Source organism: Pseudonocardia sp. MH-G8 (genome assembly GCF_002262885.1).
Lineage (GTDB): Bacteria > Actinomycetota > Actinomycetes > Mycobacteriales > Pseudonocardiaceae > Pseudonocardia.
Map to the genome: position 1 here is coordinate 426530 of NZ_NKYF01000002.1, position 14364 is coordinate 440893.

Below are 14364 nucleotides of genomic sequence, written 5' to 3' on the forward strand. Positions count from 1 at the left end.
CGATCCCGCAGCGCGACTCACGTACGGCGAGACTCCGACTCGCGGGTGGGTGGGGTGCCACCCCTTCCGCGAGTCGGGGTCTCGATGCGCGTGTGTCGCCGGCGCTCAGTCGCCGTCGCCGCCGCCGTCGTCCCCGTCGTCACCATCGCCGCCGTCCCCGTCATCCCCGTCGTCGTCCTCGCCGGGAGCGGCGGGAGGTGGCGGCACGGTGCCACTGCTGACGCTGAGCTCGATCGTCTCGCCGGGCAGGGCGGAGCCGTTCGGGTTCTGCCCCACGACGGTGCCGCGTTCGGCGGCGTTGTCGACGCTGCGCGCGGACACGGCCCAACCGGCCCGTTCGAGCTCCCCACGCGCCTCGTTCTCCGGGTCGCCGATCACGTCGGGCACCCGCGACTCCGCGCCGCCCTCCAGGTAGCGCTCCTCCACCGGGGGCAGCGGGAGCACCGGCTGGTTCGCGAGCACCGACTGCATCGTGCCGAACCACGTCTCCGCGGGGGTCTTGCCACCGAAGATGTTGCCGCTGCGGCAGGCGAAGGGCGCGCCCCCGCTGTCGCAGAGCGGGCGCGGGGCGCGCGAGTTGTCGAACGTGATCACCGCGCCGGACATCTGCGGCACGAATCCCAGGAACGCCGCCGACTTGTGCTGCTGGGTGGTACCGGTCTTGCCCGACATCGGACGGTTCCACCCGACCTCACCGGCCGCGCGGGCCGCCGTGCCGCCGGGGAGGTCGTCCTTGCTGAGCGCGTTGACCATCGCGTTGGCCAGCCCCGGCTCGACCGCCTGCTCGCACGGCGCCTCGGTGATGGGAACCGGGTTGCCCTCCGAGTCGGTGACCGACTCGATCGGGCTGGGCGGGCACCAGGTGCCGTCGCTGGACAGGGTAGCACCGACGTTGGACAGTTCGAGGACGCTCGTCGGGCTCACCCCGAGGGTGAACGAGGCGAGGTTCTGGGCCTTGGTGACCTCGGCGATCGAGCGGTCCGTGGCCCGGCCGGTGCCCGGGTCGACGAACGGGGTGGTGGCCAGGGAGCGCATGCCCAGCCGGACCGCCATGTCCACCACCGGCGGGACGCCGGTGAACTCCTCCAGCTTGATGAACGCGGTGTTGGGCGACTGCGCCAGAGCGTCGGTGAGGCTCAGCCGCGGCGCGTAGTTGTCGCTGGAGTTGGCCACCGGGAGGGGGCGGCCGCCGCCGTCGGTGTAGATCGGCGAGGCGTACCCGCTCGGCGGAACCGTGAGCTGGTAGTTGATGCCCAGCCCCTTCTCCAGCGCGGTGGCGGAGGTGAAGACCTTGTAGACCGAGCCGGCACCGAGGTTGACCGGCTCGTACGGCAGTCCGTAGCTCGTCTCCAGCTCCTCGGCGTCCAGCCCGAAGGTGCGGCTCGAGCCCATCGCGAGGACCCGGTGCTTCTCGGTGCCCGGCTCCACCAAGGACATGACGTTCGCGACGTTGGGCTGGTCCGGGGGCACCTCGGCGTCGAGTGCGGTCTTCATCTGCTGCAGCACGTTGCGGTCGAGGGTGCTCTTGATCGTGTAACCACCGCGGTTGAGCTGCTCGAGCGAGAACCCCGCCTCGGTCAGGTACTCGACCACGTACTTGCAGAAGAAGCCGGCGTCACCCGCGCCGTTGCAGCCGTTGGGCTGTGTGTTGAGCGGGTCGGCCAGGCCGAGCGGGGTGGCGAAGGCGGCCTGCGCCTGCGCCTCGTCGATCATCTGCTGGTCGCGCATCTGCTGGATGACGATGTTGCGCCGCTCGGTCGCCGCCTGCGGGTTGCGCACCGGGTCGAACGCCGAGGTGCTGTTGACCATGCCGGCGAGCAGGGCCGCCTGCGGCACGGTGAGCTGGTCGGGCGTGGTGTTGAAGTACAGCCGCGCAGCCGAGGCGATACCCGCCGCGCCGTTGCCGAACGAGACGATGTTCAGGTACCGGGTGAGGATCTCGTCCTTGGGCAGCGACTGCTCCATCTGGAGCGCGATCTGCGCTTCCTTGAGCTTGCGCGCCGGTGTCTGCTCGGTGGCCTTGAGCCGCTCCGTCTCGGTCTCCGCCGCGACGTAGAGCATGTAGTTCTTGACGTACTGCTGGGTGAGCGTGGACGCGCCCTGCACGACGTCACCGGAGGCGGAGTTCGCGACCAGCGCACGCAGCGTGCCCTGCCAGTCGACGCCTTGGTGCTGGTAGAACCGCCGATCCTCGACAGCCACTATCGCGGCCTTCATCGCGGGGGAAATCTCGGCGGCCGTGACCGAATGACGGTTCTGGTTCTGCTCGAAGAACCGGGCGATGGGGGCGCCCGCCGAGTCGGTGACGGTGGTGGTCTGCGGCAGGGGACCGTCCACGAGGTCGGCGGAGACGGTGTTGACGCTGTCGCCCGTGTCGCTGGCGACCAGCCCGAGTCCCGCGGTGATCGGGAAGGCCATGCCCCCGACGACGATCCCGGCAAGGAGCCCGAGCCCGAGCAGCAGGCCGATCGGCCGGGCGAGATGGCGCGGGAAGCTCACAGGTCGTCAGGGTACGCGGGTGACCCCCCTTCGCCGGGCGGGTGACCCGTCCACGGATTGAGTAGTTTTGCTCGGTTTCCGATGGAACCGCGCGCTCTCAGAATTCGTCTGTGCTGGTCATGACGAGCACAGGGTTCATGCGTACGGGGATCCGGGGAGGACGACCATGACGGGGCGGTGGAACTGGCGAGCAGCCGCGCGGTGCCGGACGACCGACGCCGACGGGCTCTTCGTCACGGGGGCACGCCAGCGTGAGGCGCGGGGGTTCTGCCGGGCGTGCCCGGTGCGCACCGAGTGCCTCGCCCACGCCCTGGACCGGCGCATCGAGTTCGGCGTCTGGGGCGGGATGACCGAGCGTGAGCGCCGCGCGCTCCTGCGGGCCCGCCCGGAGGTCCGGTCCTGGTACGACCTCCTGCACGACGCCCGCGCCGCGCACTACGCGTCCTCGGCGGAGGAGACGGCGGACGAGCTCGCGGCCGTGGACGAGCAGGAGGAGGAGCCGGATCTGCACGAATCGGCCTGAGAGCCTCCAGGGCCGGCCGGCACGGCGTCGAGGTCAGCCGGGTCACCGACGGCTTCGCTGATCATCGCCGCCCGTTCCATGATCAGGTCGACGTCAGGGTTCTCGCCGCCCACGCCCCTAGCGGGCGCTGCGCAGCGGCTCCGCAGCCGACCCGCGGGTGTCGGCGAGCCGCTCGCCGACCTCGCGGAGGCCGTCGAGGTCGGCGACGTCGCGCGCCACCACCGGCACCCTCGCCACGGCCACGCCGGGATGGGCGCCCGTGAAGCGGGTGAGCAGGCGTTCCTCGCGCTCGGCGAGGTCCATGCGGTCGGCGTGCAGCCGCAGCACGGCGGCGGCGAGCGGGGCTGCGCGCACCTCGTCGGCGGCCGCGCGGGCCTTGGTGGCCGAGAGGTCGGCGAGCACCGGGTGCGTGCGGTTGAGCACCAACCCGGCGAGCGGCATCTCCTCATCGGAGAGGCGGTCGACGAAGTAGGCGGCCTCGCGCAGCGCGTCCGGCTCGGGGGCGGCCACCACCAGGAACGCCGTGCCCGGCGCCCGCAGCAGGGCGTATGTGGTGGCGGCCCGCTCCCGGAACCCGCCGAACATCGTGTCGAAGGCCTGCACGAACGCCGAGGCGTCGGCCAGCAGCTGCCCGCCGAGGATGCTGGACACCGCCTTGGCGAACAGCGTGAACCCCGCGCCCACGAGCTTGCGCAGGCTCCGCCCGCCGGCACGGGCGGGCGCCGACAGCAACCGGATCATCCGGCCGTCCAGGAAGGTCGACATCCGCTGGGGGGCGTCCAGGAAGTCCAGAGCGGAACGCGACGGCGGCGTGTCCACCACGATGAGGTCCCACTCGCCGGTGGCGGCGAGCTGCCCCAGCTTCTCCATCGCCATGTACTCCTGCGTGCCGGAGAACGACGTGGAGATGGTCTGGTAGAAGGGGTTGGCGATGATCGCCTCGGCGCGGTCGGGCTCGGCGTGGGCGTGGACCATCTCGTCGAAGGTCCGGCGCATGTCCAGCATCATCGCGTGCAGATCACCGTCCGCCGCCGACACCCGACCGGGGTCGTTGCCCAGGGCCTCCAGCCCCAGAGCCTGGGCGAGGCGCCGCGCCGGGTCGATCGTGAGCACGACCGTGCGCCGGCCCCGCTCGGCCGCGCGGATCGCCAGCGCCGCCGACGTGGTGGTCTTGCCGACGCCACCGGAGCCACAGCACACGACGATGCGCGTGTGCGGGTCGTCGAGGAGGGCGTCGATCTCCAGCGCGGGCGCCGTGCGCGGGCTCACGAGGTCACCTCGGCGTCCTGCACGCCGACGCCCTGCATCGCCAGCGTCTCGGCGAGCTCGTAGAGCGACCCGAGGTCCACCCCCTCCACGAGCTGGGGCAGCTCGAGGCGCGGCAACGCGGTGGCCGCCTCGAGCCGTCCGAGCGCCGCCGCCTCACCGTGCACGCGCACGGCGTGCTCGACCGTCTCGGCCACGAGCCCGTCCACCACGTCCGCCGGCAGGTCGAGGCCCGCGGACGCGAGGCCGGACCGGATGCGGGCGGCGTCGACGCGCCCGCCCGCCGCGGCCGCCACCGAGCGCTCCGGCAGCCACTGCGGCCGCACCCGGTTGACGAACACGGCGCCGGTCGGGAAACCCGCCTCGGTGAGCTCGTCGACGGTCTCGAGCGTCTCGGTGACCGGCAGGTCCTCCAGCAACGTCACCAGGTGCACGGCGGTGAGCGGCGAGTGCAACACCTGCACCACGCCCTCCGCCTGGCTGTGGATCGGCCCGCTGCGGGCGAGGTCGGCCATCGCCTTGGTGACGTCGAGGAAGCTCAGGACACGCCCGGTCGGCGGAGCGTCGAGGACGACGGCGTCGTACACGGGCCGGCCATCGGCGTCGCGCCGGTTGACGCACTCCTTGACCTTGCCGGTGAGCAGCACGTCGCGCAGGCCGGGCGCGAGGGTGGTGGCGAACTCGATCGCCCCCATCCGGCGCAGCGTCCGGCCGGCCATGCCCAGCCGGTAGAACAGCTCGAAGTACTCCAGCAGCGCTGCCTCCGCGTCCACGGCGAGCGCGCGGACCTCCCCACCACCGGGCCCCACGGCGATCCGGCGCTCCTCGTAGGGCAACGGGGCGGTGTCGAACAGCTGCGCGATGCCCTGCCGCCCCTCCACCTCGACGAGGAGCGTGCGCCTGCCACCCGAGGCCAGCGCCAGCGCCAGGGCTGCGGCCACGGTGGTCTTGCCCGTGCCGCCCTTCCCCGAGACGACGTGGAGGCGGGCGGCCGACAGCGCTGCTGGCCAACCGGAAGACGTCACCGTCCCAGATTACGAAAGGTGAGCCCGACCGGCCGCCCGAGCGGGTGAGGCGCTGGCTACAGTGACTTTCCATGAGCAATGGCGAGGTCACCAGGTGGGAGTACCTCACCGCACCGGTCCTGATCCACAACACCCAGGCGATCCTGAACAACTTCGGGCGCGACGGCTGGGAGCTCGTCGCCGTCACCGCCGCCGCCAACCCGGAGCAGCTGGTGGCGTGGTTCAAGCGGCCGGTGCGCGGATGAGCGCGGCCACCTCCCCCAGCGCGCGGCTCACCGAGCTGGGCATCACGCTCCCGTCCGTGCCCGCGCCCGCGGGTGCCTACATCCCGGCGCGCCGCAGCGGCTCGCTGGTGTTCACCGCGGGCCAGGTGCCGTTCGTCGACGGGAAGCCGGCCGCGCTCGGCAAGGTGGGCGCCGAGGTCGACGCCGACGAGGCCTACCGGATGGCCCGGCTGTGCGCGCTCAACGCGCTCGCGGCCGTCCACTCGCTCGTGGGCATCGACTCCGTCGCCGGCATCGTGAAGGTCGTCGGCTTCGTCGCGTCGGCGCCGGGCTTCACCGGTCAGCCGAAGGTGATCAACGGTGCGTCGGACCTGCTCGGTGAGGTCTTCGGCGAGGCGGGCCTGCACGCACGGTCCGCCGTCGGCGTCGCGGAGCTGCCGCTCGGGGTACCGGTCGAGGTGGAGCTGATCGTCGAGCTGGGCACCGCGTGACCGGTCCCGACGCGGCCTGCCACGAGCTGCTGCTGCGCCTGGCCGGCCGCTTGCCGGACGAGCTGCTGTGGCGCATGCGCGACTGGCTCGCCGACGGCGGGCGCGAGGTCCTCGGCGCCACCGTGCCGCGCGAGCTGCTGCGTCACCGCGTCGGGCTCACCGACGACGAACGCGGCCTGCTCGAGGCGGCCGTCGGCTCCACCCACCCGCTGCTCGACGCCGTCCTGCCCGCGTCGGCGCCGCACGAACCGCCCGCGGCCTTCCGGCCGGGCGACCGCACCGTCGACACCCCGGCCCTGGCCGTGCTCGCCGTCGTCCGGTCCCACCCCGGCTGCGTCGAACTGCGCCAGTGCTGGCGCGGCAGCCAGCGCGTCGTGCTCGTGCTCGGCGCCGAGCGGCCCTGGGAGCTCGCGGGCACGCTCCAACGGTTGCTGCGCGCCCACGGCGACCGCACACCGTGCGTGGAGGTGCTCCCACCGCACGGAGAACCCCCCGCGTACCACCAGGCAGCCATCATCGGTTCGGCGCCGCTCTGGAGATCCGCGGCGCTGGTCGGCGCGTGAGGGGAGCCGCCGACGGGACGGAAGGAGGCCAGATGGGGGACCGGACGTCGCAGGGGACGACGCACGACCTGCTGCTGGCACTGGCCGGCAGGGTGGACGACGACCTCCTGAACTGGGCACGCGAGCTCGTGGCCGTCGGGGAGGACGCCCGGGCCGTCGAGATGCTCACGGCGAGCCTCGTGGCCGCCCGCGCCGTGCTGCCGGGCCCGCTGCGCGAGGCGCTCGTCGCCGCGGCCCGGGTGGCCCGCACCGATCTGGGTCCCGCGGCGGCGCTCCCGGCGCCCCGCGACGAGGACGGCACCGAGCACCGGTTCACCGCCCCCCACGACGACGACCCCGTCGCCGCCACCCTGCGTGGCCTCCCGGCCCGCACGCTCGCCGGCTGCCGGGTCCTGCTCACCCGCCGCGTCACCCCTGCGGGCACCGCGCCCGGGCCGCTCCCGCACCCCGTCGTCCTCGTCCAGCTGCCGGGCACCGCCCGGCCGGCCGAGGTGCTCGCCTACCAGCTCGCCGCGGCCCTCGAACGGGCGGGCGCGAGCGGCTCGGTCGAGGTGCTCGCCGCGCACGGTCCGCTGTCCGACTACCACGCAGCGGCGCTGGACAACGCGGTGCTGCTGCGCAGCGACGACGGCGAGCCGCTGCAGCCCGCGGCCACGGACGACACCGCGGCGACCGCGGTGCTCCCCACCACCACGCGCGCGGCCGTCCAGCGGCCCACCCCGGGCCCGGCACCGGAACGGCACGTGCTCGCCGCGCCCCCGGCCCTGGCCGACGACGAGCCGCCGGCGTGGCAGCGGGACCCCGAGCCCGCGCCACCACACCCCCGCGAGGAAGCGCCGCTCGACCACCGCCGCACCCCCGCGCCCTCTCCCCGGCCGCTCGTCGACGACGTCGCCAGCACGCACCGGCTCGACCGGTTCCCCCTCGCGGGGCAGAACGGCCGGCCTCCGGCTGGCGGGCCGGCGGACGACGACCCGGTACCCGGCCCGGAGCACGACCCGATGACGCCGCCCCGCGAGCAGTGGAACGGCACCGTGGACGAGGACGGCCCCGCCGCCGACGGCAGGCCCGACGGCGACGGGACGGGCCACGACGACCGGCCCGACGGCTACCACGATGATCTCGGCGACGGCTACCGCGGGGAGTCCCGCAACGGCTACCACCAGGACGAGCACTCCCGCGACGAGCTCCGGAGCGTCTGGCCGGCCGACGTCCCCGTCCTGCCCCGCGACGACCGCCGCCTCCGCGGTGTCGACGGGTACGCCGACCACGACGACGACTTCGACCACCGCGACAACCACCGCGACGACGAGGACGACTGGCGCGAGGACGACGTCGCCGACGACATCCGCGACGACCGGCGCGACGACCGGCGCGACGACCGGCGCGACGAGGAACGACCGCCCGCACGCGGCGACGAGTCCCCCACCGAACCACCGGCGCCGCACCCGCTCGCGCCACCCCGTCCCGTCCCGGTGCGCGACGAGACCCGGCCTGGGCCTCGCCCGGCACCCACCACCCGGCCACGGCCGACGGTGATGCCGATCTCGCGCGCCCCGGTCCCGCCTCCGATCCCGCTGGTCCGGCGCACCGGCCCGCACCCGACCCCTCGGCCCATGCCGGTCACCGAACCCCGCCCCACGGTGCGCCGTCTCGACGACGACGACCGGGACCAGGACCCGCCACCGGACGCAGGCCCCACCGGCACCGCGCTCGGCGCGACACCGGACCGGGCGCAGCTCCCCCCTCGGAAGCTCGACGCATCGGAGCGGCGCGAGACGCCCGCGTTCAACTCGTTGAGCGACCCGCTCAACGGGCCGCTGCACCAGCCGTTGCTCGACCCCTTGCTGGACCCCACCGTTCACGACGACCCGCTCGGGCTGGACGCGCGACGTCCGGCGCCCGCCGCCGAGCCGGAGCCCGAGCCGGAGCCCGAGCCGGAGCCCGACGACGAGTGGTCGCAGGAGTGGCTCTCCGGCACCTGGGCGATGGCGCCGTCGGCTCTCGACGAGCGGCCCGACCGCAACGGCCAGCACCCGCGGAGCACCGGCGAGGACGACGGGCACGCGGAACCAGCGGACCACCCTGCTCCGCGCCCGACGCCCCGGCACCGGTTCGCCGGGGACCAGGGCGTCGCCGAGGGCACCGGCGGCGAGGACGGCCGGGGTTCGGCCGACGACTCCGACGCCGACGACTCCGACGCCGACGACCTCGACGAGCACGACCCCGACGAGCACGACCCCGACGAGCACGACTCCGACGAGCACCACGCCGAGGACGCCGACGACGGCACCGACCAGCCCGAGCGCGTGGACGACGGGCCCGACCGGCGCGACCACCCGAACGACCGCCGGGACACGACCGGCGACCGGACCCCCACCCGGCCGGGGCCCGGGACCGACCGGCCGGAACTCGGCCTGCGTCCCGAATCGCTCGCCCGGCTCAGCGACGCCGACCGGCAGCTGTTGGCCCGGCTCCAGGCCGAGCTGGTGGAGGGCCGCAAGCCGCGACTCACCCGGCGGCCCGACCTCGCCCGCGGGGCCGGCCCCATGACGAACGGCAGCCGGCGCAGCACACCACCCGACCTCGCCGGCTGACCTGCCCACATCCGGCCGACCTCGCGGCGGTCGACGCCCGCGACGCACGCCTCGGGACGACCACGGGCCCACCCCGACCCGCGGTCGTTCCCACCCGCACACCAGCACGATTCCGACCGCCACGGTGCACGCGCCGCAACGATCACCCGTCGGCAGGGCCGAATCAGCGGACGGCGGTGCGCACGGCCTCGACGAGCTCCTGGACGCGCATGCCGCGTGCGGCATCCAGCGCGGGGGGCGGGCCGGAGCCGTCGACCGCAGCCACCAGCTCGTCGAGCAGGGCGGCGTAGCAGGTGGCCGCGTCCGCGCCGCGGCCCGCGAGCCGGTGGCGCCCGGCCCCGCCGAGGACCGTGAACTCGATGTCCGACGGGTCCACGGGCAGGCTCATCGAGAGCGTGACCGTGCTCTGCGCCCCGCCGGCGTGGACGAGGCCGAAGCGCCACAGGTCGGGTTCGTCGTGCCGCGCCCACGCCACCTCGACGACCGGCCCGACGGCCGCGTCGAGGAGGTCGATGACGTGCGGACCGATGTCGAACAGGGCGCCGTGCTCCATGCGCCAGGACGATGTGGCGTAGGGCCCACCCAGCAGCGAGCCGGAGAGCCAGCGGGCCGAGGCGACGGTGTCCGGGCCCGCCGGTTCCTCGGGCATCCCGGCGAGCCAGTCTCGGACGCCGGGCGCGTGCCGCATGGTCAGCACCATCGTGGAGTGGACCCCGGCGGCCGCCACCGCGTCCGCCACGGCCCGCGCCTCGGCGACCGAGCCCGCGAGCGGCTTCTCGCAGATCAGGTGCTTGCCCGCAGCCGCGGCGTGCAGGGCCAGCCGGCCCTGCGCATGGGGCGGCACGGCGAAGGCGACCGCGTCGACGGCGTCGAGGAACACCTCGAGATCGGCGAACGCGCGGCCGCCGAACTCGCCGACCAGCTCACGGGCGACCTCCGGCCGGCGCGTCCACACCGCCGCCACCTCGGTGGCGGGGTGGGCGACGAGCCCCGGACCGTGCACCGTGCGGGCCCACGGCCCACCGCCGACCAGACCCACCCGCAGCCCATCCATGCGCACATCCTGCCGGTCCGGGTTAGTGTGCAGGCGTGCCCTCCCCGCCAGTCGATCCCAGACCGGCGGCGACCGTGCTGCTGCTGCGCGACCATCCCGCGCCGCCCCCCGGACGCACACCCCTGCAGGTGTTCCTGCAGCGCCGTGTCGCGGGGATGGCGTTCGCCGGTGGGATGACGGTGTTCCCCGGCGGTGGCGTCGACGCAGGCGACCGCACCGAGGCCGCGCGCTGGACCGGGCCCGACCCCCGGTGGTGGGGAGACCGGTTCGGCCTCCCCGCCGAACTCGGCGGCGCGCTGGTGCACGCCGCGGTGCGTGAGACGTTCGAGGAGTGCGGGGTGCTGCTCGCCGGACCCGACGCACCGGCCGGTGTGGGACGGCACCGGGACGACCTCGTGGCCCGCCGCCGCACGCTGGGCGAGGTCCTGACCGAGTGCGGCCTGGCGCTGCGTGCCGACCTGTTGCGCCCCTGGGCCCGCTGGATCACCCCGCCCGGCCCTCCGCGGCGCTACGACACCGCGTTCTTCGCGGCGCTGGTGCCCGACGGGCAGGAGGCCGACGCGCACACCACCGAGGCGGTCGAAGCCACGTGGTGGCACCCGGACGAGGCGCTGGAGCACTGGCGGCGGGGCGAGATGCAGCTGATGCCCCCGACGTCGTACACGCTCCAGGAGATCGCCGAGCACGCCGACAGCACCGCTGTGCTCGCCGCAGCGGCCGGGCGCGAGATCCGCCCCATCGTCCCGGGGGTGCGCAAGGAGGGCGACCTCCTCGTCGCGGTGTTGCCCGACGAGACCACCGTGCCCGCCACCGGTTTCCCGGATCGTCGCGCATGACCCGTCCCGCGTACGGCGTCCTGCGACCGGTCACCCCGCTGGCCGCGGTGCTGCTCGCCGAGAACCCCTCTCCGATGACGCTGGACGGCACGAACACCTGGGTGCTGCGGGCGCCCGGCACGAGGTCGTGCGTCGTGGTCGATCCGGGCGAGGAGGACGAGGGGCACCTGCAGCGCGTGGCCGCGCACGGACCGGTGGCACTGGTGCTGCTCACCCACCGCCACCCCGACCACGCGGGCGGTGCGCGCCGGTTCGCCGAGCTCACCGGGGCGCCGGTGCGGGCCCTCGACCCCTCGCTCGTGCTCGGTTCGGAGGCCCTCACCGACGGCGACGTCGTGGCCGAGTCCGGGGTGCAGCTGCGCGTGGTGGCCACCCCCGGCCACACGTCGGACTCGCTGTCGTTCCTGCTCACCGGGCCGGACGCGGATCCGGTCGTGCTCACCGGCGACACGATCCTCGGGCGCGGCACCACCGTGATCGCGCACCCGGACGGCGCGCTGGGGCCCTATCTCGACTCGCTGCACCGGCTCGCCGACCTCGCACCCGGCACGGCCGTGCTGCCCGGCCACGGACCCGAACTGCCCGACGCTCCCGCCGTCGCCCGGGCCTACCTCGCCCATCGCGCGGAGCGGCTGGAGCAGGTCCGGGCGGCCCTGGCCCGGCTGGGGCCCGAGGCGTCGCCACGACAGGTGGTCGAGACCGTCTACGCCGACGTCGACCGCGCGGTGTGGCCCGCGGCGGAGCTGTCGGTGCGGGCCCAGCTGGAGCACCTGCGCGGCACCGCCTAGCCGAGCCCCGCTCAGGCCGCGACGGCCGGCTGTCCCACGGGGCCGGGCAGCAGGGTGGCGCGGCGCAACCACAGCACCGCCGCCAGCACCACGCCCGCCGCGCCGCCGGTGAGGAACGCCACAGTCGGCCCATACGCCTCGACGACGACGCCGGCGCTCGACTGCCCGGTCGCGATGCCGAGGGTGGCCGCGGTGATCACCCACCCGAACGCCTCGGTGGCAGTACCGGGAGGGGCGGTGATGTCGACGGCGAGTGACTGCCCGGTGACGAGCGGGGTGATCAGCGCACCGGCAACGAGCATGGTGACCACGAGCACCGGCAGCGAGGCCGTCGGCCCGGACAACGCCATCGCCGCCACCAGCACGCCGAACACGGCGAGCAGCACCGGCATCCGCAGGTGCAGCGGGCGGGGCCAGGGGCGCATGCCGTAGAGCACGCCGGCCAGCACGGACGTCACCGACCACGCGGACAGCAGGACCCCACCCATCGCGGGCGACCCGGCAGCCGCCGTGACGGCGGGGACCCCGACCTCCACCGATCCGACGACGAGCCCGAATCCCAGCGCGGCGAGCGCCACCGTCCGCATCCCCGGCCTCGCGAGCGGGCCCAGCAGGGTGCTCCGGCCCGTGGTGGGGATCGGCGCCGTCCGACGAGCCGGCCGGCTCAGCGCGAAGCCGGTGGCGCCGAGCGTCATCGCGGAGGCGGCCACCGCCAGGCCGAGGCCGGGCCACGGCGCGGTGACGAGGAACGCAGCAGTGGCGGGCCCGAGGATGAAGAAGGCCTCCAGGCTGATCGCCTCGTAGCTCAGGGCCGCCGCACGGGCGGGCCCCGGCGGCACGAGCACGCTCCACAGCGACCGGGAGGCGCCCTCGAGCGCGGGGTGCACCAGGCCCGAGAACGTGGCCAACACCACCAGCACCGGCACCGGCTGCCCGGTCTCGACGGCGGCCACCAGGGCGCACACCGCCACCACGAACAACGCGATGATCACCAGCAACGGCCGGGTCGGCCCCAACCGGTCCATCAGCCGGCCCTGTGTGACCGACCCGGCCGCGACACCGATCATCGTGCCCGCCGAGACCAGCCCCGCCACGGCGAACGATCCGCTCACCTGCTGGATGTAGAGCAGCGTGGCCAGCGACAGCATCGCGATGGGGAACCGGCCGACAGCCGATGCGAGCACCGGCACGGCGGCTCCCGGTGCGGTGAGCGCAGCGCGGTAGTCGGCGAGGGTGGCGGGAGCGGCTGTCACGCGTCCAGCGTGACACATTCTGGTACGGCCGTACCACTCAGTTCCGACGAAGCAACGTACGAGCGGCACCCTCGTCCCGGTCTATCGGACGAGAGTGCCGTTCGTACGTCGAGGCGGGGAGCTAGCGGGCGCGGCGCGCGAGCCGCTCGGGCTCGAGGATCAGCACGCTCTTGCCCTCCAGCCGCAGCCAGCCGCGGTGGGCGAAGTCGGCGAGGGCCTTGTTCACCGTCTCACGGCTCGCGCCGACCAGCTGGGCGATCTCCTCCTGCGTGAGGTCGTGCGTGACGCGCAGCAGGCCCGACTCCTGGGACCCGAACTGGCGCGCCAGCTGCAGCAGCGCCTTCGCGACGCGACCGGGCACGTCGGTGAAGATGAGGTCGGCGAGCGCGTTGTTGGTGCGCCGCAGCCGCCGGGCGAGCACGCGCAGCAGCTGCTCCGCGATCTCCGGGCGCTTGCCGATCCACTCCCGCAGCGCGGGCCGGTCCATCGTGTACGTGCGGACCTCGGTGACCGCCGTGGCCGAGGACGTTCGTGGCCCCGGGTCGAAGATGGACAGCTCACCGAACATGTCCGACGGCCCGGCCACCATCAGCAGGTTCTCCCTGCCGTCCGGCGACTTCCGCCCGATCTTCACCTTGCCGCTGCCCACGATGTAGAGCCGGTCGCCCGGCTCGCCCTCCGCGAAGATCACGTGCCCACGCGGGAACTCCGCAGGCTCGAGCGCCTGGGCCAGCGCGTCGGCCGCGTGGGGCTCGACGCCCTGGAAGATCCCTGCGCGGATCAGAACTTCGTCCACTGCACCGCTCCTCGTCCCGGCCGCTGCCCCGCGGCGGATCACCGGCGCGTCAGTCTAGGGGGTGCGCGCACCGTCGGTGACGCGGCAACCGCCGATTTGCTCCCACGACCGGGGGACATTCACCCCGGATCGCCCTGATCTGCCGCTCAGGCAGCCTTACTGCGACGCCCGGGGCGCCGCCCTCGCGAACTCCGGTTGCGGAGCCGGAACAGCTCCAGAGCGCGGCCCGAGCCCTGCCGGAAGAGGGCACGGACCTCGTCGGGACGGGGCCGTTCGAGCAGCTCTTCGAGCTCCTCCGGGCGCACGGTGGTCTCCCGCAGCTTGGACTCCACGCGCTCCATTCCGAGCGCGAAGAACATCACCAGCAGCGGCACGAGGACGGACAACCAGGCAGTCATGTCGACGCTGATGCTCCCGCACCGGGCCCGGCGACGCGGCGGCGGGGGTCG

14 protein-coding genes are annotated in these 14364 nt (G+C 74.4%); 7 read left to right on the plus strand and 7 right to left on the minus strand.

What is annotated here, in order from left to right:
- Positions 1–105 precede the first annotated feature (105 nt).
- Positions 106–2499 (minus strand): penicillin-binding protein, encoded by a 2394-nt coding sequence (locus tag CFP66_RS09005; protein WP_233159245.1) that lies wholly within the window; start codon positions 2497–2499, stop codon positions 106–108.
- A gap of 166 nt (positions 2500–2665) precedes the next feature.
- Here CFP66_RS09005 and CFP66_RS09010 point away from each other — a divergent pair, with 166 nt between their 5' ends.
- A complete protein-coding gene (locus tag CFP66_RS09010) occupies positions 2666–3022 on the plus strand; it encodes a WhiB family transcriptional regulator (RefSeq protein ID WP_094922105.1) in 357 nt (118 codons plus the stop codon).
- A 117-nt stretch (positions 3023–3139) separates the two neighbouring features.
- Here the strand turns inward: CFP66_RS09010 and CFP66_RS09015 are convergent, their stop codons facing one another.
- Positions 3140–4291 carry an ArsA family ATPase gene (locus tag CFP66_RS09015; protein ID WP_094922107.1) on the minus strand — a complete coding sequence of 384 codons (1152 nt, stop codon included), beginning with the start codon at positions 4289–4291 and terminating at the stop codon, positions 3140–3142.
- Complete coding sequence (locus CFP66_RS09020) at positions 4288–5313, minus strand: ArsA-related P-loop ATPase (protein WP_094922110.1); 1026 nt, start codon at positions 5311–5313, stop codon at positions 4288–4290. Before CFP66_RS09020 ends, CFP66_RS09015 begins: the two co-directional genes overlap by 4 nt.
- Before the next feature lie 71 nt (positions 5314–5384).
- On the opposite strand from CFP66_RS09020, the gene CFP66_RS48480 reads away from it, so the two are divergent.
- From CFP66_RS48480 to CFP66_RS09040, 4 genes are read left to right on the plus strand one after another with little or no spacing between them, the layout of a single operon-like run.
- Entirely contained in the window at positions 5385–5558 is a 174-nt protein-coding gene (locus CFP66_RS48480) for a hypothetical protein (protein WP_094922111.1), read from the plus strand.
- A complete protein-coding gene (locus CFP66_RS09030; protein ID WP_094922113.1) occupies positions 5555–6028 on the plus strand; it encodes a RidA family protein in 474 nt (157 codons plus the stop codon). Before CFP66_RS48480 ends, CFP66_RS09030 begins: the two co-directional genes overlap by 4 nt.
- On the plus strand, positions 6025–6591 hold the full coding sequence (locus tag CFP66_RS09035; RefSeq protein ID WP_094922114.1) for a hypothetical protein: 567 nt from the start codon (positions 6025–6027) through the stop codon (positions 6589–6591). Before CFP66_RS09030 ends, CFP66_RS09035 begins: the two co-directional genes overlap by 4 nt.
- A gap of 32 nt (positions 6592–6623) precedes the next feature.
- Positions 6624–9188 carry a hypothetical protein gene (locus CFP66_RS09040; RefSeq protein ID WP_094922116.1) on the plus strand — a complete coding sequence of 855 codons (2565 nt, stop codon included), beginning with the start codon at positions 6624–6626 and terminating at the stop codon, positions 9186–9188.
- Between the two features lie 163 nt (positions 9189–9351).
- Here CFP66_RS09040 and CFP66_RS09045 read toward each other — a convergent pair whose 3' ends face one another.
- Complete coding sequence (locus CFP66_RS09045; RefSeq protein WP_094922117.1) at positions 9352–10242, minus strand: Gfo/Idh/MocA family protein; 891 nt, start codon at positions 10240–10242, stop codon at positions 9352–9354.
- A gap of 35 nt (positions 10243–10277) precedes the next feature.
- Between CFP66_RS09045 and CFP66_RS09050 the strand changes: the two genes are divergently transcribed.
- Together CFP66_RS09050 and CFP66_RS09055 are read left to right on the plus strand one after the other, a co-directional pair.
- Positions 10278–11078: a hypothetical protein gene (locus CFP66_RS09050; protein ID WP_094922119.1), complete on the plus strand. Its 801-nt coding sequence runs from the start codon at positions 10278–10280 to the stop codon at positions 11076–11078.
- Positions 11075–11866, plus strand: coding sequence for an MBL fold metallo-hydrolase (locus tag CFP66_RS09055; protein ID WP_094922120.1), 792 nt, complete (start codon positions 11075–11077; stop codon positions 11864–11866). The genes CFP66_RS09050 and CFP66_RS09055 overlap by 4 nt, the downstream gene beginning before the upstream one ends.
- Positions 11867–11877: 11 nt before the next feature.
- Here the strand turns inward: CFP66_RS09055 and CFP66_RS09060 are convergent, their stop codons facing one another.
- The 3 genes from CFP66_RS09060 to CFP66_RS09070 all read right to left on the minus strand — a co-directional run bounded on the left by CFP66_RS09060 (position 11878) and on the right by CFP66_RS09070 (position 14313).
- On the minus strand, positions 11878–13119 hold the full coding sequence (locus tag CFP66_RS09060; protein WP_233159246.1) for an MFS transporter: 1242 nt from the start codon (positions 13117–13119) through the stop codon (positions 11878–11880).
- 121 nt (positions 13120–13240) lie between these two features.
- On the minus strand, positions 13241–13915 hold the full coding sequence (locus tag CFP66_RS09065) for a Crp/Fnr family transcriptional regulator (protein ID WP_094922123.1): 675 nt from the start codon (positions 13913–13915) through the stop codon (positions 13241–13243).
- Positions 13916–14061: 146 nt separating this feature from the next.
- Positions 14062–14313, minus strand: a complete 252-nt coding sequence (locus tag CFP66_RS09070) for a hypothetical protein (RefSeq protein WP_094922125.1) — start codon at positions 14311–14313, stop codon at positions 14062–14064.
- Between the last annotated feature and the right edge of the window lie 51 nt (positions 14314–14364).

Coding starts and splice junctions, on each gene's coding strand:
- CFP66_RS48480 (WP_094922111.1), top strand. CDS start 5,385: ATGAGCAATGGCGAGGTCACCAGGTGGGAGTACCTCACCGCACCGGTC.
- CFP66_RS09040 (WP_094922116.1), top strand. CDS start 6,624: ATGGGGGACCGGACGTCGCAGGGGACGACGCACGACCTGCTGCTGGCA.
- CFP66_RS09055 (WP_094922120.1), top strand. CDS start 11,075: ATGACCCGTCCCGCGTACGGCGTCCTGCGACCGGTCACCCCGCTGGCC.
- CFP66_RS09030 (WP_094922113.1), top strand. CDS start 5,555: ATGAGCGCGGCCACCTCCCCCAGCGCGCGGCTCACCGAGCTGGGCATC.
- CFP66_RS09045 (WP_094922117.1), bottom strand. CDS start 10,242: ATGGATGGGCTGCGGGTGGGTCTGGTCGGCGGTGGGCCGTGGGCCCGC.
- CFP66_RS09070 (WP_094922125.1), bottom strand. CDS start 14,313: ATGACTGCCTGGTTGTCCGTCCTCGTGCCGCTGCTGGTGATGTTCTTC.
- CFP66_RS09010 (WP_094922105.1), top strand. CDS start 2,666: ATGACGGGGCGGTGGAACTGGCGAGCAGCCGCGCGGTGCCGGACGACC.